The organism is Amylibacter marinus (genome assembly GCF_030160015.1).
Classification (GTDB): domain Bacteria; phylum Pseudomonadota; class Alphaproteobacteria; order Rhodobacterales; family Rhodobacteraceae; genus Amylibacter; species Amylibacter marinus.
The window spans coordinates 102,739-118,253 of sequence record NZ_BSNN01000004.1; the positions used below are offsets into that span (position 1 = coordinate 102,739).

Consider the following 15,515-nt stretch of genomic DNA (forward strand, 5'->3'; position numbering starts at 1 on the left):
AAAAACAAAATAACTTTTACATTTTTTTTGCAATATTGGTGCATTTGATTATGGGCTAGTCCTTTGTGATGAAAGACGGCATAATAGGCGAATAACTGAATATTTATTGAAGAGTGCTAATATGGGTTTCCCGGGGACATGGGTCACAGATTCCAAAAGCGTCGCATATCGCGTGGTGCCAAAATGCGCCTGTTCGACCATTGGTCAAATTATGTATTACTCAGATCACGGGTCATATTTTGATGGGGATATCCACGATGCCGAAACAGGTATCATGAAATGGAGCCAAGAGCATAACCGCGCAGCCATTAGCGAAACTGTGCGCAATCATAACACCTATACCTTCACCTGTGTACGCAATCCATACACCCGCATTTTGTCGTCCTTTTTCGATAAAATTTGCGGAATTCAGCGCAATGGAAAATATTACCGCGGTAATTTAGTGCCCAAACTGGTGGCGCAATATGGTATCGAGGTGGAGGGCGAGTTTGACCAGATCAAGTCTTTCCGCCGTTTTTTGCTATTTGCACGCGATACCATTCGATTTCGCCGCCCCATGGATCCAGATATCCACTGGTCGGCCATGTCGGGTCACGCCGCCACGCTGGTTGTTAATGGTGGGCGTTATGATGCGATAGTCAGCACAGAAAATTTCAAGGAGGGCATGAAAGATGTGATGAAGCATGTGGATTCTAAACATGCTTTGGATATCGACACCATGCCACGCTTTAACGAAAGCGAGGGCCACGGCCCCAAGCGCGCCCATCCTGTCGAAGATTATTTCGACGATCTGTCTATGCATTTGGTCTATGAGATTTTCAAGCGCGATTTCGCACTGTTCAATTACGATTGGCAAGACCCCAGCCGCAAAGAGCCGCTGGGCGAGATTGATCTAGACAAAGTGCACAAAATGTTGGGCGACTAAAGCGCAAATCCCAATTGTTCTGGTGGATCATAAGGCTCGATCAGCTCGGGCCCGTCGTCGGCCGATTTAATTGGGCGTACCTTATGAAACCGCATGCGGTGCTCAAATCCCATTCCGAGTTTGGCAATCTCGCCAGCCTGCCGCGCCTCGCGGCGCAACCATGGCTGTAACTCTTGGCCCGATAGCATAACCGGGGTGCGCGCATGGATGTGGGCGATATCGGACAGTGCCGCACGGGTTAGCACGGTACAGCTATGCAACCCATCGCCGCGGGTTGAATAAAGCCCGGCAAAATAGAACTGTGGTTCGTTCGATTTCGGGGCGATGAACCACGGCTGTTTTGCCCCACTTTGGCCTGTCCACTCATAATACCCCTGCACCGGAATGGCGCAGCGATGATGCCGCCAAGACTGTGCAAATACCTTTTTCTTGTGGGCGGTTTCTATGCGGGCATTAAAGGTCGTAGGCTTCCAATCAGACCAGTCGTTTTGATATCCATTTGGCACCATCCACCACCGAGCGGTCGATAGAACCAACGCATCATTGATCAAGGCGACCATGGGCAATTGCTGGGTTGGGCGGATATTATAACCTGTGTCAGCTGGCGGTGCGGTATCATCCACATTTATTGCAGGCCCTAGAAAGCCCCGCATAATGGCCATCATCTCGGCCCATGTCATTTCCCCAGCTATCAGCGCACCACACATGGCCACAGCCTAGGCAGGGTACAGCGCCCTGTCCAGCCGCATTAGATCGAAACAATCTCGGCCAAGTTTTGATCCGAGCGCGCGCCAAGCTTGCTAATGATATGCCCTGCTGCGGCGCAGCCCATTTTACCACAGCCTTCCATATCCTGCCCCTGCACCAACCCCGCCAGGAAGCCTGCGGCAAACAAATCCCCCGCACCGGTTGCATCGACGATATCCACAGGTGTCGCAGCAACGCGCACAATCTTGCCCTGATGTGCGATAACCGCGCCTTTGTCTCCTACGGTACATGCCACAGTTTCTGTACGTGTTGCCGCGATTTCGATGGATTGATCTAGCGTATCCGCAGGGTACATCGCTGCCATCTCGTGCTCGTTGCAAAACAACAGATCTACGTCTTCGCGGATAAGTTTTGCAAAGGCATCACGATGGCGATCCACACAGAACGGGTCAGAAAGGGTCACCGACACCTTGCCACCAGCTGCCTTGCAGGCGCCAATGGCCTTGGCAAATGCCGCATGGCTTTCGGGCCCATCAAAACGATAGCCCTCTAGGTACAGCCAATCCGCATCCGCCATCATCTGTGGATCGATATCATCCGCGGCCAGATGCTCGGTTACCCCCAGATAGGTGTTCATGGAACGCTCGCCATCAGGTGTAACCAAAACCATGCACCGCCCCGTCTCATCGGCCGCCTCTTTGGGCGCGCGCGGGGTGTTGTATACCGCACCGGTTGCGTTCATATCATGGTGGAAAATATCACCCAGCTGATCATCCTTTACCTTGCCCACATATGCGGTTTTCACCCCCATATTGGCCAAACCAGCGATTGTGTTGGCGCCTGAACCACCAGACATTTCGGTGCCTGCCCCCATCATGCCATATAGCGATGTTGCGCGCTGGGTATCTATCAGCTGCATAATGCCCTTGTCGATTTCGGCCTCAGATAGAAAATCTTCTGAACAGAAGGACAGAACATCGACAATCGCATTTCCGATGCCAACAACTTGATACGCTTTAGACATTTGTTTTTTCCTCAAAATGACAGAGATCTTCGATTATACAATTCGCGCACACGGGCTTGCGCGCTTTACATACATAGCGCCCGTGCAGGATCATCCAGTGATGGGCATGGTGCTGGTATTCTGCAGGGATATGATCCTCTATGGCACGCTCTACGGCCACCACGTCCTTGCCCTTAGCAACGCCCGTGCGATTGCCAAAGCGATAGATATGGGTATCAACGGCCTGAGCGGGTTGCTTGAACCACATATTCAGCACCACATTGGCCGTCTTGCGCCCTACACCAGGCAGGCTCTCTAGGGCCGCGCGCGACGAGGGCACAATACTGTTGTATTCATCCGCCAATATCTGGCTAAGGCGATAGACGTTTTTCGCCTTCTGACGGAACAGGCCAATGGTTTTAACATGCTCGGTAATACCCTCTACCCCCAAGGCCACCATTTTCTCTGGCGTATCAGCGATTTTAAAAAGCTCCTTGGTTGCCTTGTTCACACCGATATCCGTTGCCTGTGCAGATAGGGCCACCGCCACCACCAAGGTAAAGGCATTCACGTGATCCAGCTCGCCTTTTGGCTCGGGTTCGTGTTCGCGAAACCGATGGAAAATCTCAGATATAGAATGATAGTCGAGTTGCTTGGGCATAGGCGCTTTTTACACGCAACGCCCCCGTTGCCAAGTAGTGTTTGCGCAAGAAACGGGTGGTTCCGTACCCCACCCCGTGTAAAACTGACCCCATGACACATGATCCATACCACTATCGAATTGTCGCGCGCGCACTCGATTACATCGAGGCCAACCGCGCCACAAACCCCAGCCTAGCACAGGTGGCCGAGGCCGCCGGCCTATCCCCCACCCATTTCCAGCGGGTCTTCACCAAATGGACAGGCGTTAGCCCCAAGAAATACCAACAATATCTCACACTAGATGTGGCTAAAACCCTGCTGCGAGATGCGCATAACACATTGGAAACGGCCCATGCCAGCGGGTTGTCGGGCACGGGGCGATTGCACGATATGTTCCTAACATGGGAGGCCATGAGCCCCGGTGAATACGCCCGCAAGGGGGCGGGGCTAGAGATTAGATATGCTTGGTACGACAGCCCTTTTGGTGAAATGTTGATCGCGGCCACGGCCAAGGGTATTTGCGGCCTCGCCTTTAGCGCTGAGTGTGGCCGTGCCGAGGCCCTGCGTGATATTTGCGCGCGTTGGCCTGATGCCACATTCATCCAAGACCAACAGGGGCTGAACACATACCAAGAGGCCGTGCTAGGAAATGCCAACGCGCGATTACATTTGATCGGCGCGCCCTTTCAGATCAAGGTATGGGAGGCGCTCTTGAACATCCCCTCGGGTCAGGTAACGACCTATAGCGATATCGCGGCCGCAATAGACCACCCAAGGGCCGTGCGTGCGGTGGGAACAGCCGTCGGAAAAAACCCAATTTCTTGGTTGATTCCCTGCCACCGAGCCCTGCGAAAGGGTGGCGGATTGGGCGGATACCATTGGGGCTTGCCGGTGAAGCGTGCGTTACTTTTGCACGAGGCCGTCACGAATTAGTCACTTTTATCGCCAAAAATGGCAAAAACCCGCGCTTTGGGCAATTTCACGCGTTTATGAGTTGAAAACTTAACAATTTTACCCAAGTGATGGATGCAGGCAGATAAAACAGGATCATAAAATGGCCACAGTATTAAAAACAGTTTCAATCGCAACCCTCAGCGCCATTGCGCTGGTTGCATGTACCGAAGAACCAGACAAAGCACAGAAAGGCGCCGCCATTGGCGCAGGCATCGGGCTGATTTCTGGCATTCTTACAGATGACGACAGCAACGGTAAAATCAAGCGCACCCTTGCTGGTGCCGCCATTGGTGGCTTGATCGGCAACGAGCTTGACAAGCAAGAGGAAGAGCTGCGCAGCTCTCTGAATGGTACAGGTGTAGAAATCAACCGCGTTGGCGGGCAATTGGTTGTAACATTGCCCGAGGATATCACCTTTGATACCGACAGCACCGTATTACGCCCTAGCCTACAAAACGTGATGATCGAGCTATCGCAAAGCTTGAACAAATACCCAGATACAGTGATTGATTTGGTTGGTCATACGGACAATGTAGGCTCTACGGCCTATAATCAAAACCTTTCGACCCGCCGCGCACAGGCCGTTCAATCAGAGCTTATTTTCAACGGCGTGTCATCTGAGCGTATCCGTGCCTATGGCCGCAGCGAGCAAATGCCAATAGCATCCAATGATACATTCGAGGGTCGCGCCGCCAACCGCCGTGTAGAAATCATCATTACACCGCGCCAATAAAATAATCTGCATTGCGCGGCTTTCCCGCGCAATGCATTCTTGCCCACGACTCTCTTTGGTCATATTATCTGACCAAAGGAGACTGGAATGCCCTTTCAGAAAATTGAACAAGAGCGGATTGCCGATACGGTCATCGACCAGATCGAGGGCTTGATCCTGCGTGGTATTTTACGCCCAGGCGAACGGCTACCCTCCGAGCGCGACCTATCCGAACGCCTTGGGGTATCGCGACCCTCTTTGCGCGAAGCCATTTCCAATTTGCAAGAGAAAGGACTTTTGGAAAGCCGGGCCAGCGCAGGTATCTTTGTTGGCGATATATTTGGCAGCGCCTTTTCAGAGCCCCTAATCGAGTTGTTTTCAACCCATCAAGATGCGCTGTTTGACTACATCGCATTTCGCCGTGATCTGGAATCCATTGCTGCCGAACGCGCCGCCACTATGGGTACCCACACCGACATCATGGTGATCGAAGCTATCTTTGAAAAAATGCTGGCTCTGGATGGTACAAACAGCGCCGCACAGGATGCCGCATTAGACGCCGAATTTCACATGGCAATCATCGAAGCATCTCACAATATTTTCATGCTTCATATGATGCGCTCTATGTTCGAGGTCTTGAAGCGCGGCATCTACTATAACCGCGAGATTATGTTCGAGCGTCGCGCGACCCGAAGCACAATTCTAGGCCAGCACCGCGCCATTCTATCAGCCATAAAGGCACACGACCCAAAGGCCGCGCGCCAAGCGGTAGTGGATCACCTTAGCTTTGTTGAAACCTGTATGGTAGAGACAAGACGTGCCGAAGAAAACGAGACGACCGCAAAACTGCGCTACCAGAATGAGATCGCCAAGTAGGTCTAGAGCGCATCGCGCAGAGATGCGAAATGTTCATCCCAACCGCGGTCTAACCCCATCAATAGATCAAAATTATTGCTCGGGGCCAGCCCAGTGTGGCGCAATGTGATCAATGTTCCATCATTTGCTGCATCCAGCGTCCAGTAAACATGGGTCTCTAGATCAGGGGCAGGCTTTACCGAGAAACTATAGGCAAGCGAGGTATGGGGTGTCATTTCTGTAACCCGCCCCCAGCACAGCTTGTCTCCAGACTCATTCCCATACAGGGCGTAATCCTCGCCTTTCCTAAGCGCCTCTTTAGGCGCATGTAACCATTTGGCCATTTTTTCAGGCTCGGTCAAATATGCCCAAGCCACCTTTGGCGATACGGGAAGGTAAATTGTTTTGATCAAATCAGAAGTACTCATTTGTTTTCGTCCTTTATTACGTTGGCCAGTGCATTAAGTTTTTCATCCCAGAAATTGTCAAAAAATCCGAGCCAATCGGTGATCGCCCTGAAACCTTCGGGGTTTAAGCGGTTCAGCCTTTCACGCCCGCGGGGGGTGACAGAAATCAGGTTACCCCGTTCGAGCAAGATCATGTGTTTTTTTACGCCTGCTCTAGTCATATCAAACTTGCTGGCGACCTCTGCGATGGTCAGCTCTTCGCGAGCCAATAGGCCCAATATTTGCTGACGCGTTGGATCGCCCAAGGCCTTGAATGTTGCGATGTTGTCTTGCATTAGACCCTCATGATACTAATTGGTATCACTTAAATAAAACCAAATGGTATCATGAGTCAACATAAAAAAACCCGCGAGCCGTAGCCCGCGGGTTATAACTTCGGTATCTAAAAGACTTAGTGTAGCTTCTCGCCCACTTCATCGATTGCGGCATTGATCAAATCGCCGGCCTCTTTGGCCTTCATGTTTGATGCAATAACATCTTGCGCGGCCAAGATCGCAACATTCACTGCTGAATCTTTAACCTCTTTGATCGCGGATGCCTGTGCAGATGCAATCTGATCTTCGGCCGCCTGAAGACGACGCGCGATAGATGATTTTAGGTCAACCTTTGCCTGTGCAGCGGCGGCCTTGGCTTCGTCTTTGGCAGAGGCGACTATTTTATCAGCCTGTTCCTGCACTTCCTTTTGCTTGCGCTCGTATTCGGCCAAAATGCTCTGAGCTTCTTCACGCAAAGAGCGCGCCTCGTCCAGATCATTTTGAATACCAGTAGCGCGCTCATCCAGCATGCCACCCAATTTTCCGGGTACCTTTAGGTAAACCAGCAAAGCAATGAACAAAAGGAATGAGATCAGAACAACAAAATCTGTATTGTTCAGCGAAAAGAACGGGCCAGAAGCGGCCAATGCTGGGCTGGCTGTAAGGGCCAAGGTAGATGTCAGTAATACTCTCATCTTCTTATCCTTTCAGACGCGCAGTAACGGCGGCTTTGATCGATTTAGCATCAGCCGCATTTGGCATAACCGCGTTCACGATATCTGCTGTTGCTGTCTGTGCAACCTCTGCCACTGATTTGGCAGCGCTGTCGCGGATCGCTTGGATTGCTTTTTCAGATTCTGCTGCCTTGGCCGCAATTTCTGCATCAGCTTTTGCAATTGCCTTATCCAAATCTTTTTGGATATCGGCCTTTGCTTCGGCTACGATTTCAGATGCTTGTGAACGCGCATCAGCCAAAGCCTTGTTATAGGCGTCTTCGGCATCTTGTGCGGTGCGTTTCAGTTCCTCGGCCTTGTCTAAATCGCGCTGTATCGCGCCTTGGCGTTCGGCCAAAACTGTTGCGATACGTGGCAATGCAACGCGGCTTAGAATTAGATACAGGATAACCAGCGTAACCACCAACCAGAAAATCTGGTTTGGGAACGTTGAAAAATCCAGCTGTGGCATGCCTGGTGCGGATTCTGCACCGGGGGCTGCGCCATGGGATGTATCAGCCATTTTGCTCTCCGATTGGGGAAACGCGTGAGGTCACCCCCACGCGCATATCAGTTTGCGCCGATTGCTCGGCGCGCTCGTAGATTTGCTTAAACAGCAAACATCAGTAGCAATGCTACCAAGAACGAGAAGATGCCCAAAGCTTCGGCAAACGCGATGCCGATGAACAATGTTGCTGTTTGACCAGCAGCTGCAGATGGGTTGCGCAATGCGCCAGCCAGGAAGTTACCTGCAACAGTACCCACACCGATGCCAGCACCGCCCATACCAATACAAGCCAAGCCTGCACCAATGTATTGACCCAATTCTGCGATATTACCTTCCATGATGATTTCTCCTTTTGATGGAATGCGTAAGATAAGTGTTCAGACGTTAGTGGCTTGGATGCAGAGCATCGTTCAAATACACACACGTTAGAATAGTGAAAACATAGGCTTGGATACCGGCAACCAGCACCTCTAGCCCATAGACAGCTGTGATAGACAGGATCGGCAGTGCCGCCCATACGCCCAATGCACCAGCGAACCCTGCAAAAACCTTGATCACCGCGTGGCCGGCCATAACGTTACCCGCAAGACGGATAGAATGGCTAACAGGGCGCACGAAGTAAGATATCAGCTCGATCACGGCCAAAATCGGGCGCAACGCAAGGGGGGCAGATGACACCCAGAATAGGCCCAAGAACTTCATGCCATTTTTGTAAAAGCCCAAAACAGTCACTGCCACGAAAACTGCCATGGCCAGCATGGCCGTTACGGCGATGTGAGACGTGGTTGTGAAGGATGTCGGCAATAGGCCCAAAAAGTTTGAAACCAAGATGAAGATGAACAGCGTGAAGATATAGGGGAAGAACTTCAAACCCTCTTTACCAGCCACATCCTCGATCATTTTGTGGATGAAGCCATACATCATCTCAGCGACAGACTGGCTGCGCGATGGAACGATTGCGCGCTTGCGTGTACCAACAACCAACAGCAGAACAACAGCAAGGATCGCAAAACCCATCCACAATGTGGCGTTGGTAAAGCTGTACCATTCGATCGGCCCGCCGCCAAACAATGATTTAATTTCAAATTGATCCATCGGATGGATGTTGAAACCGTTACCTGCTTCTTCTGTAGCCACGTTGTCTATCCTCTTGCTCGACGATCAATCTTCATCGTCATACATTTCGTCTTTGCCGGCCTGCACCGCGGGGGCACCTGCGCTCATGTTCTTCTTTTGGATTTCATCCGCGGTGCGCATCATCGTGCGAACCCCCGCGACAAACCCAAGCATTACAAACAGGATCATTAGCCATGGACGCGTTCCAAAAAGGTGGTCCAGACCATATCCTATCCCGAAACCCAGCAGTAAACCCACCACCAGCTCGGTAACCATCCGCCACCCCTGCTGGGCGGCACTATAGTGGCTTTCATGCTTTGGCGCGGGCTTATCAGCCTCGCGTATGGCATTCAGCTTTGCCTCAAGAGCATCAAGTCGGTTTGGGTCGATTGGATCAGACATAAAACCCCCTATGAAACCCTGAGTGAACAGTTGCGCTGGTAATACGATTGCACGGGCACAGAGTCAACGACGCAGCCACGCAGCACACCACAAATAAGTATCTGAAAATAAACAATAAATCATATTTTAGATTCTGCTACATCTTGGCGCACCCGCGATTTTGGGTAATCGCGTGCCAAATCGATAGTTCAACCAAACGGTTGAGAATGCATTTGCCCGTGATAAATCAAAATTACCTCGCGCCATTCGATGCAATCAGGGATGACATCCGCGAATCCCATGTTTACAGTTTTAGAAAAGCGGAGTGCAAATTGGCCAAACCAAACAAAATGCAGGCAGCGTTCACCGAACTGACGCCTCTGTGCAAAGCCATGGGTATGCAGGTAACTGATGTTGGCGAGGTCGACGCAACCATCAGCATGCCCTATTCTGTCGAACTAATCGGCGACCCCGATACCGGAGTTGTTCATGGCGGTGCAGTATCGGTATTGCTTGATAGTGTTAGCGGCCTTGCGGTGATGATCCATCCGGATAATATCGGCAATACCGCAACAATTGATCTGCGCATCGATTACATGCGCCCAGCGCCCCCAGGCCAAACATTGGTCGCCCGCGCCGAGGTTTATCACACCACCCAGACCGTGGCCTTTACCCGTGCCACCACATGGGCAGACAACCCAGACAAGCCCATAGCGCAGGCCACCGGCGCATTTGTTTTCAAAAGAAAGGCTGACATATGAGACAGCCCCAAGAACCCGTCCAGCAAGTCAAGAAGCGTCGCGACAGCGTGCTGAACACATTTGTGCAATCGGTACCTTTTCTAAAATTTATGGGTATCAGTTTCGAGCGCCGCGGTGATGAGCTAACGGCGGTGCTAGAATATGACCCAAAGCTGATTGGCAATGCGGTGATAAATCGCCTACATGGGGGCGGCACGTCAGGATTTTTGGAGAGCACTGCCGTGATTACACTGGCATGGAAAACCATTTGGGACAGCATGGAGGCCGGCGAGCTTGATCTCGAGCACCTCAATCACAGCTCTCTACCCCCGTTACCAAAGACCATTAATTTCACCACCGATTATCTACGCCCAGGGTTGCCGCGCGATGCCTATGCCCGCGCTACAATCGTGCGTGCGGGGCGGCGCTATGCCTCTGTGCATATCGAAGCATGGCAGGACAATCGCGATATTTTATTCGCACAGGCCTCGGGGCATTTCTTAATGCAGGCTGTCAAACAGTAGTCAGCGATTTAAAAACCCATCAATACGGGCCAGAGCCGTTTCGATATTCTCGATAGAATTGGCATAGGACAGGCGGATGTACCCTTCGCCCAAAATCCCGAAATCTGGCCCCCCAATGGTGGCAACACCCGTTTGATTCAGCAAATCCCCCGCCAGATCTTTGGCCTTGCGGCCAGTTTCGGAAATATTTGGAAATGCATAGAATGCGCCCTTTGGCGTGGCGCAGGATATCTGGTCGATGGCATTCAGCCCATCCACCACCACATGGCGGCGGCGATCAAATTCTGCCACCATATCGCGCACGCAATCCTGTGGCCCCGCCAAAGCAGCCAATCCAGCCCATTGCGCAGGTGCATTTACACAAGACCATGCATTAACGGCAATTTTGCGCACATGGTTATATAGTTGATCAGGCCAGATCGAATAGCCCATCCGCCACCCCGTCATCGCATAGGTTTTAGACCACCCATCCAGCACAATCAGCCTATCCCGAATTTCGGGATATGATAACAGCGATACATGTGGCGCGCCGTCATAGGTCATCTGGCCATAGATTTCATCCGACAACACAGCGACATCTGGGTGGGCATCTAGCCCCGCAACCAAGGTATCGATCTCGGACTCTGGCGTAATTCCACCGCATGGATTGGCCGGAGAGTTCAGGATGATCAGGCTAGTTCTATCGTTAATCAACTCCAGCGTTTCATCCGCAGAAAAGGCAAAACCATTTTCCTCTTTGATCGGGATTGGCACGGGCGTCGCCCCTGTGAATTCAATCATTGACCGATAGATCGGAAACCCTGGGTCGGGGTACAGAATTTCAGCGCCCGGCTTCCCAAACATCATGATCGCCAGATACATGGTAACCTTGCCCCCAGGTACGATCAAAACATTATCAGGGCTGATTTCTTGACCCAACCGGCGCTGAACATCGCTGGCCACGCCGGCGCGCAGCTCGGGAATGCCGCGCGCGTCGGTATAGCCATGGGCGCCGTCTCGTAATGCACGCACGGCCGCCTCGACAATATGTTCGGGGGTTGGAAAATCGGGCTGGCCGATACCCAAATTAATCACATCGCGCCCCTCTGCGGCTAAGGCATTTGCCCGCGCCAAAACAGCAAAGGCATTCTCCTCGCCGATATGCGACAGGCCCTCAATAACCTTTAAACTCATGTGATGTCCTTAGTTTAGGCGCTGTGTAACGACAGGGCTGTGGTGAATTGGGAATTTAACAGACCGTGCGATAAAACACAGATCCCCTACGCCGCCGTGTAGTTTGGTGGCCATTTCGACATCTGAACCTGCATCGATCTGAACCTCTGGGCGCAACATGACATGGGTGAACTCGCCACTGCCATCGGGGTTTTCGCGCATTTCTGCGGTGGGGTTATCCACATACGACAAAACATTCACCCCCGCATCAAAGCACAAGTGCAAATACCACAGTTTGTGACAAGCCGCGACCGAGGCCAGCAGGGCCTCTTCGGGATTCCATCTGCTGGGCGTGCCCAAGAATGCCGGATCTGCCGATCCCAAGATATCGGGCTTGCCTTCTGCGCTGATAATATGATCGCGGCCATATCCACGGTAGGTTTTGGTGCCCGTACCGCGGTTGCCAACCCATTCAAGTTTAATCTGATAGCTGTGTGTTTTACTCATGGCTGAACTGTGCCGCTTCCCTCTTTATTTCGCAAGTGTAGAAACCTGTGTATCGATCGCATCCAGCAGATTCTGTTTCTGCCCATCTGGTAGAAATGATGCGATCACCGAATTTTTAGAAAGCTTTATGATATCAGCAGCCGTAAGACCCACGGCCTTGGCCACGGCGCGGTAGTTGTCGTTAATATAGCCGCCAAAGTAGCTGGGATCATCAGAATTAACCGTGGCCAACAAACCCGCATCCAAGGCTCTCTTTATCGGATGCTTGGTTAGATCGGATATGCCCTTTAGGCGCAGATTAGACAGCGGGCACATGGTCATCGGGGTCTGCTGTTGGGCAAGGCGGGCAATCAGCGCAGGGTCTTCAAAGGCGCGGTTGCCGTGATCCACCCGCGATACCCGCAAGTCATCCAATGCGGTTTTTATATAGGCGGCGGGGCCCTCTTCGCCAGCATGGGCCACAGTTTTAAACCCGTGGTCACGTGCGCTTGCAAACAGGCGCGAAAACAATTCAGGCGGGCGGCCTGCCTCCGATGAATCTAGCCCAACAGCATAGATATGCTCTTTGTGTTTACAGGCGCATTCCAGCGCCTCGTAGCCAGCCTCTTCGGGCAGATGCCGCAGAAAGCACATGATCAGTTTCGATGATATTTCCAGTTGGCGATGCGCCTCGGCAAGAGCAGAGGTAATCCCCCCCAGCACAGTTTCAAATGAAACGCCGCGCTCCATATGCGCCTGAGGGTCAAAGAATATCTCAACATGACGTACCGCGTCACCATGCACCTTTTCCAAATAAGCCCAAGTAAGATCATAAAAATCGCGCTCTTCGATCAGAACCGACATGCCCTGATAGTAAACATCCAAAAAATCCTGAAGATTGTTAAATTGATAGGCCGCCGCGACCTGATCCACCGTTTCATACGGCAGGGTAACCTTGTTCCGCTTGGCCAAATCCAACATCATCTTCGGCTCTAGCGTACCTTCGATATGCAAATGCAGCTCGGTTTTGGGCAACTGGTCAATCAGTTTCTCAATATCCATCCAACACTCCTTCGTTTTGCGCGCGGCGCAATACTTGACCACACTATAGGGATAACGCTATCCAACCTTATGGACCAAAATCTAGACCTTATTTTTGCTGCACTGTCTGATTCGACACGCCGCGAGATATTAGCGATGTTGCTAGAAGACGACATGGCGGTCACAGATGTGGCCCACCCATTCGAAATGTCACTGGCCGCGATTTCTAAACATCTGCATATTTTAACCCGCGCAGGCCTGATCGAGCAAGAGAAACGCGGCCGCGTAAAATGGTGCAAATTACAAACCGACGCCATGCGCGACACCATGTTATGGATGGAGAGCTTTGGCCAATTTGAGCTGGTTAATTTAGACAAGTTCGAGGATTTTTTACACGCAGAGAATTTAACGAAGGAAAACCGTTAAAATGCAACGCAACCCGTGCATAGTTAACGAAATACCGGCATTCATCGGGTATTCCACATTCAGAAATTTCCTTATTCGAATAGCGGATTGCCAACATTATGCGCCTAGGTTTCAGTGTAGTTTTTGTTTTAACCTTGGCATTAACCCAAGCGGGCATGGCCAGTGGGATTGTGGGCCTTGGCCAGCAGATGCCTAAATCTGCGCAATCAGATAATGCCGATCCGGAATGGACAACACTTGATCCAGCATTGTTAAGCACCGGCCCCACCATAAAGGTACCACGCAACATCCCAGACCCGCGCAACCTACCCCGCGCGCCCCTAACCCCAAGCGAGCGCGCCTATGCGCAAACCGCTTGGGCCTATTTTGAACAAAACACCCACCCCGATAGTGGCCTTGTGCCCTCGGTGCGCAACTTTAAATCCATGACCCTATGGGACGAGGGCGGGTATCTGCTAGCGTTGGTTTCCGCGTATAAACTGGGGCTGATCAGCCGAGAGCAGGCCGCAGATCGCCTGACCAAGGCTATCGGTAGCCTTGCGAATCTGCCGCTTTATGAGGGCGTATTGCCCAACAAGGCCTATAACATCGAGACCCTGGCCATGACGGACTACGCCAACAAGCCCAAACCAAAGGGCATTGGCTATTCAGCGCTGGACATCATGCGGATGATGTCTGGCCTGTTGGTCGCATCTGAACACTTCCCAGAATTGTTCCCGCTGATGTCTTTGGTTGTAGACCGTTGGGATTTATCCAAAACGGCCCATAATGGGCGTTTTTCGGGGGTCGCGATCCTGCACAAAACCCACAAAATCCGCGTGCAAGAAGGGCGTATTGGGTACGAGCAATATGCCGCTGTTACTGGTAAAATCCTTGGATTGGCCGTGGACGAGGCCTATAAATACGACCCTATTTTACGATGGCAACAATATTACGACATTCGCTTACCTGCCGATAAACGCACCAAAAAGACCCATGGGGTCTCGGCCGTCACCACTTCCGAACCATTCTTGCTAGAGGTTCTGGAATACGGCTGGCGACCTGAGAGTTTCGAGGTTGCATGGGCCGTGTTCCAAGCCCAACATGACAGATATAAAAGAACCGGTCAGCTGACCTCGCTGTCCGAGGATCACATAAAAGGCCCACCTTATTTCGCCTATAACGCGATACTGGTGGATTTCGAGCCATTTAGATCTGTCACCGCTAGCCGCAAGGACGTATCAAATAAACGCGGGATCTCCACCAAGGCATCCTTTGGTTGGTGGGCCGTTACCCGCCACCCCTATACCAATGAGCTGATAGATGCCGTTAGCGAGTTACAAACCGAGGATGGCTGGATGGCGGGCCTATTCGAGGAAAATATGGGCAAGAACGAGATTTACACTCTAAACACCAATGCGATGATCCTAGAAGCGCTACATTATAAGGCATTTGGCCCCTTATATCAGCGGCCTATGTAGGCAGGGAACCATCTTGGACATAGCGTAGAATTTGCGCAACCTGTTGGGATGTTTCCACCACGGCAAGCGCTGCGGCATCGACCTCTTTTAGCGCATGTTGATGCTCTGCTTGGTGCATGACAATCACCGATTTTCCCAATGCATAGGCCTGACCTGCATCAAATGCCGCATTCCACTGTTTGTATTTTTGGCCAAATCGCACAACCACAATATCTGCATCTCCAATCGCCTTGCGCGTGCGGATTGCATTCAGTTTTGCGCCTTTGTTATCATGCCAAAACTTATCCGCCTCGGCGCCCATGATCGCCACACCGCAATCATCCGATGAATCATGATCCGTCACAGGGGCGCTAAACTGCACATCAATATCCGCACAACCTTGCATGATTTCTTCTCGCCAATTGCTATGTATTTCACCAGCTAGGTAAACATTCAGTGTCATAACTTT

At 51.6% G+C, this 15,515-nt stretch carries 22 protein-coding genes; 8 read left to right on the plus strand and 14 right to left on the minus strand.

Going from position 1 to position 15,515, the window contains the following annotated elements; translation table 11 throughout:
- The first annotated feature begins 121 nt into the window (after positions 1-121).
- The gene (locus QQL62_RS07675; protein ID WP_284377423.1) at positions 122-925 is read left to right on the plus strand and encodes a sulfotransferase family protein; all 804 of its coding nucleotides are present in this window, start codon (positions 122-124) and stop codon (positions 923-925) included.
- On the opposite strand, the gene QQL62_RS07680 is transcribed toward QQL62_RS07675, so the two are convergent.
- Genes QQL62_RS07680 through nth form a run of 3 tightly spaced genes read right to left on the minus strand, consistent with a single transcriptional unit; the run spans position 922 to position 3,297 of the window.
- Positions 922-1,632 (minus strand): SOS response-associated peptidase, encoded by a 711-nt coding sequence (locus tag QQL62_RS07680; RefSeq protein ID WP_284377427.1) that lies wholly within the window; start codon positions 1,630-1,632, stop codon positions 922-924. The genes QQL62_RS07675 and QQL62_RS07680 overlap by 4 nt on opposite strands.
- Before the next feature lie 41 nt (positions 1,633-1,673).
- Entirely contained in the window at positions 1,674-2,657 is a 984-nt protein-coding gene (locus QQL62_RS07685; RefSeq protein ID WP_284377430.1) for an adenosine kinase, read from the minus strand.
- On the minus strand, positions 2,650-3,297 hold the full coding sequence (nth, locus tag QQL62_RS07690) for an endonuclease III (protein ID WP_284377432.1): 648 nt from the start codon (positions 3,295-3,297) through the stop codon (positions 2,650-2,652). The genes QQL62_RS07685 and nth overlap by 8 nt, the downstream gene beginning before the upstream one ends.
- A 92-nt stretch (positions 3,298-3,389) precedes the next feature.
- Here nth and QQL62_RS07695 point away from each other — a divergent pair, with 92 nt between their 5' ends.
- The 3 genes from QQL62_RS07695 (at position 3,390) to QQL62_RS07705 (ending at position 5,820) form a co-directional block, all read left to right on the plus strand.
- The gene (locus QQL62_RS07695; protein ID WP_284377434.1) at positions 3,390-4,211 is read left to right on the plus strand and encodes a bifunctional transcriptional activator/DNA repair enzyme AdaA; all 822 of its coding nucleotides are present in this window, start codon (positions 3,390-3,392) and stop codon (positions 4,209-4,211) included.
- Positions 4,212-4,332: 121 nt separating this feature from the next.
- The gene (locus QQL62_RS07700; RefSeq protein WP_284377436.1) at positions 4,333-4,965 is read left to right on the plus strand and encodes a YiaD family glycine zipper/OmpA-like lipoprotein; all 633 of its coding nucleotides are present in this window, start codon (positions 4,333-4,335) and stop codon (positions 4,963-4,965) included.
- An 87-nt stretch (positions 4,966-5,052) separates the two neighbouring features.
- Entirely contained in the window at positions 5,053-5,820 is a 768-nt protein-coding gene (locus tag QQL62_RS07705; RefSeq protein ID WP_284377438.1) for a FadR/GntR family transcriptional regulator, read from the plus strand.
- Between the two features lie 2 nt (positions 5,821-5,822).
- On the opposite strand, the gene QQL62_RS07710 is transcribed toward QQL62_RS07705, so the two are convergent.
- From QQL62_RS07710 to QQL62_RS07740, 7 genes are all read right to left on the minus strand, one after another.
- The gene (locus QQL62_RS07710; protein ID WP_284377440.1) at positions 5,823-6,227 is read right to left on the minus strand and encodes an SRPBCC family protein; all 405 of its coding nucleotides are present in this window, start codon (positions 6,225-6,227) and stop codon (positions 5,823-5,825) included.
- Positions 6,224-6,541, minus strand: a complete 318-nt coding sequence (locus QQL62_RS07715; protein WP_284377442.1) for an ArsR/SmtB family transcription factor — start codon at positions 6,539-6,541, stop codon at positions 6,224-6,226. Before QQL62_RS07715 ends, QQL62_RS07710 begins: the two co-directional genes overlap by 4 nt.
- 116 nt (positions 6,542-6,657) lie before the next feature.
- On the minus strand, positions 6,658-7,215 hold the full coding sequence (locus QQL62_RS07720) for a F0F1 ATP synthase subunit B (RefSeq protein WP_284377443.1): 558 nt from the start codon (positions 7,213-7,215) through the stop codon (positions 6,658-6,660).
- A 4-nt stretch (positions 7,216-7,219) separates the two neighbouring features.
- Entirely contained in the window at positions 7,220-7,756 is a 537-nt protein-coding gene (locus QQL62_RS07725; RefSeq protein ID WP_284377445.1) for a F0F1 ATP synthase subunit B', read from the minus strand.
- 86 nt (positions 7,757-7,842) lie between these two features.
- Positions 7,843-8,079, minus strand: a complete 237-nt coding sequence (locus tag QQL62_RS07730) for a F0F1 ATP synthase subunit C (RefSeq protein ID WP_284377447.1) — start codon at positions 8,077-8,079, stop codon at positions 7,843-7,845.
- A 46-nt stretch (positions 8,080-8,125) separates the two neighbouring features.
- On the minus strand, positions 8,126-8,836 hold the full coding sequence (locus tag QQL62_RS07735; RefSeq protein WP_284378697.1) for a F0F1 ATP synthase subunit A: 711 nt from the start codon (positions 8,834-8,836) through the stop codon (positions 8,126-8,128).
- A gap of 66 nt (positions 8,837-8,902) precedes the next feature.
- On the minus strand, positions 8,903-9,259 hold the full coding sequence (locus QQL62_RS07740) for an AtpZ/AtpI family protein (RefSeq protein ID WP_284377449.1): 357 nt from the start codon (positions 9,257-9,259) through the stop codon (positions 8,903-8,905).
- Positions 9,260-9,570: 311 nt separating this feature from the next.
- Here QQL62_RS07740 and QQL62_RS07745 point away from each other — a divergent pair, with 311 nt between their 5' ends.
- Positions 9,571-9,999 carry a PaaI family thioesterase gene (locus tag QQL62_RS07745; protein ID WP_284377451.1) on the plus strand — a complete coding sequence of 143 codons (429 nt, stop codon included), beginning with the start codon at positions 9,571-9,573 and terminating at the stop codon, positions 9,997-9,999.
- Positions 9,996-10,502: a PaaI family thioesterase gene (locus tag QQL62_RS07750; RefSeq protein ID WP_284377453.1), complete on the plus strand. Its 507-nt coding sequence runs from the start codon at positions 9,996-9,998 to the stop codon at positions 10,500-10,502. The genes QQL62_RS07745 and QQL62_RS07750 overlap by 4 nt, the downstream gene beginning before the upstream one ends.
- Here QQL62_RS07750 and QQL62_RS07755 read toward each other — a convergent pair whose 3' ends face one another.
- The 3 genes from QQL62_RS07755 to QQL62_RS07765 are packed head-to-tail and all read right to left on the minus strand — an operon-like array spanning position 10,503 to position 13,202.
- The gene (locus QQL62_RS07755; RefSeq protein ID WP_284377457.1) at positions 10,503-11,675 is read right to left on the minus strand and encodes a pyridoxal phosphate-dependent aminotransferase; all 1,173 of its coding nucleotides are present in this window, start codon (positions 11,673-11,675) and stop codon (positions 10,503-10,505) included.
- A gap of 9 nt (positions 11,676-11,684) precedes the next feature.
- Positions 11,685-12,161: an OsmC family protein gene (locus tag QQL62_RS07760; RefSeq protein WP_284377462.1), complete on the minus strand. Its 477-nt coding sequence runs from the start codon at positions 12,159-12,161 to the stop codon at positions 11,685-11,687.
- A 24-nt stretch (positions 12,162-12,185) separates the two neighbouring features.
- Positions 12,186-13,202, minus strand: coding sequence for an adenosine deaminase (locus QQL62_RS07765; RefSeq protein WP_284377465.1), 1,017 nt, complete (start codon positions 13,200-13,202; stop codon positions 12,186-12,188).
- Between the two features lie 69 nt (positions 13,203-13,271).
- Here QQL62_RS07765 and QQL62_RS07770 point away from each other — a divergent pair, with 69 nt between their 5' ends.
- On the plus strand, positions 13,272-13,607 hold the full coding sequence (locus QQL62_RS07770; RefSeq protein WP_284377467.1) for an ArsR/SmtB family transcription factor: 336 nt from the start codon (positions 13,272-13,274) through the stop codon (positions 13,605-13,607).
- A 98-nt stretch (positions 13,608-13,705) separates the two neighbouring features.
- Positions 13,706-15,067 carry a DUF3131 domain-containing protein gene (locus QQL62_RS07775; protein WP_284377470.1) on the plus strand — a complete coding sequence of 454 codons (1,362 nt, stop codon included), beginning with the start codon at positions 13,706-13,708 and terminating at the stop codon, positions 15,065-15,067.
- Here the strand turns inward: QQL62_RS07775 and QQL62_RS07780 are convergent.
- Complete coding sequence (locus QQL62_RS07780) at positions 15,060-15,509, minus strand: YtoQ family protein (RefSeq protein ID WP_284377473.1); 450 nt, start codon at positions 15,507-15,509, stop codon at positions 15,060-15,062. The two genes, QQL62_RS07775 and QQL62_RS07780, sit on opposite strands and share 8 nt — an antisense overlap.
- Between the last annotated feature and the right edge of the window lie 6 nt (positions 15,510-15,515).

Excerpts from the sequence above, each read along its gene's own strand:
- QQL62_RS07740 (WP_284377449.1), bottom strand. The coding sequence starts at position 9,259 with ATGTCTGATCCAATCGACCCAAACCGACTTGATGCTCTTGAGGCAAAG.
- QQL62_RS07755 (WP_284377457.1), bottom strand. The coding sequence starts at position 11,675 with ATGAGTTTAAAGGTTATTGAGGGCCTGTCGCATATCGGCGAGGAGAAT.
- QQL62_RS07715 (WP_284377442.1), bottom strand. The coding sequence starts at position 6,541 with ATGCAAGACAACATCGCAACATTCAAGGCCTTGGGCGATCCAACGCGT.
- QQL62_RS07775 (WP_284377470.1), top strand. The coding sequence starts at position 13,706 with ATGCGCCTAGGTTTCAGTGTAGTTTTTGTTTTAACCTTGGCATTAACC.
- QQL62_RS07760 (WP_284377462.1), bottom strand. The coding sequence starts at position 12,161 with ATGAGTAAAACACACAGCTATCAGATTAAACTTGAATGGGTTGGCAAC.
- QQL62_RS07750 (WP_284377453.1), top strand. The coding sequence starts at position 9,996 with ATGAGACAGCCCCAAGAACCCGTCCAGCAAGTCAAGAAGCGTCGCGAC.
- QQL62_RS07710 (WP_284377440.1), bottom strand. The coding sequence starts at position 6,227 with ATGAGTACTTCTGATTTGATCAAAACAATTTACCTTCCCGTATCGCCA.
- QQL62_RS07705 (WP_284377438.1), top strand. The coding sequence starts at position 5,053 with ATGCCCTTTCAGAAAATTGAACAAGAGCGGATTGCCGATACGGTCATC.
- QQL62_RS07675 (WP_284377423.1), top strand. The coding sequence starts at position 122 with ATGGGTTTCCCGGGGACATGGGTCACAGATTCCAAAAGCGTCGCATAT.
- QQL62_RS07765 (WP_284377465.1), bottom strand. The coding sequence starts at position 13,202 with ATGGATATTGAGAAACTGATTGACCAGTTGCCCAAAACCGAGCTGCAT.
- QQL62_RS07770 (WP_284377467.1), top strand. The coding sequence starts at position 13,272 with ATGGACCAAAATCTAGACCTTATTTTTGCTGCACTGTCTGATTCGACA.
- QQL62_RS07735 (WP_284378697.1), bottom strand. The coding sequence starts at position 8,836 with ATGGATCAATTTGAAATTAAATCATTGTTTGGCGGCGGGCCGATCGAA.
- QQL62_RS07725 (WP_284377445.1), bottom strand. The coding sequence starts at position 7,756 with ATGGCTGATACATCCCATGGCGCAGCCCCCGGTGCAGAATCCGCACCA.
- nth (WP_284377432.1), bottom strand. The coding sequence starts at position 3,297 with ATGCCCAAGCAACTCGACTATCATTCTATATCTGAGATTTTCCATCGG.
- QQL62_RS07695 (WP_284377434.1), top strand. The coding sequence starts at position 3,390 with ATGACACATGATCCATACCACTATCGAATTGTCGCGCGCGCACTCGAT.
- QQL62_RS07780 (WP_284377473.1), bottom strand. The coding sequence starts at position 15,509 with ATGACACTGAATGTTTACCTAGCTGGTGAAATACATAGCAATTGGCGA.
- QQL62_RS07720 (WP_284377443.1), bottom strand. The coding sequence starts at position 7,215 with ATGAGAGTATTACTGACATCTACCTTGGCCCTTACAGCCAGCCCAGCA.
- QQL62_RS07685 (WP_284377430.1), bottom strand. The coding sequence starts at position 2,657 with ATGTCTAAAGCGTATCAAGTTGTTGGCATCGGAAATGCGATTGTCGAT.
- QQL62_RS07700 (WP_284377436.1), top strand. The coding sequence starts at position 4,333 with ATGGCCACAGTATTAAAAACAGTTTCAATCGCAACCCTCAGCGCCATT.
- QQL62_RS07730 (WP_284377447.1), bottom strand. The coding sequence starts at position 8,079 with ATGGAAGGTAATATCGCAGAATTGGGTCAATACATTGGTGCAGGCTTG.
- QQL62_RS07680 (WP_284377427.1), bottom strand. The coding sequence starts at position 1,632 with ATGTGTGGTGCGCTGATAGCTGGGGAAATGACATGGGCCGAGATGATG.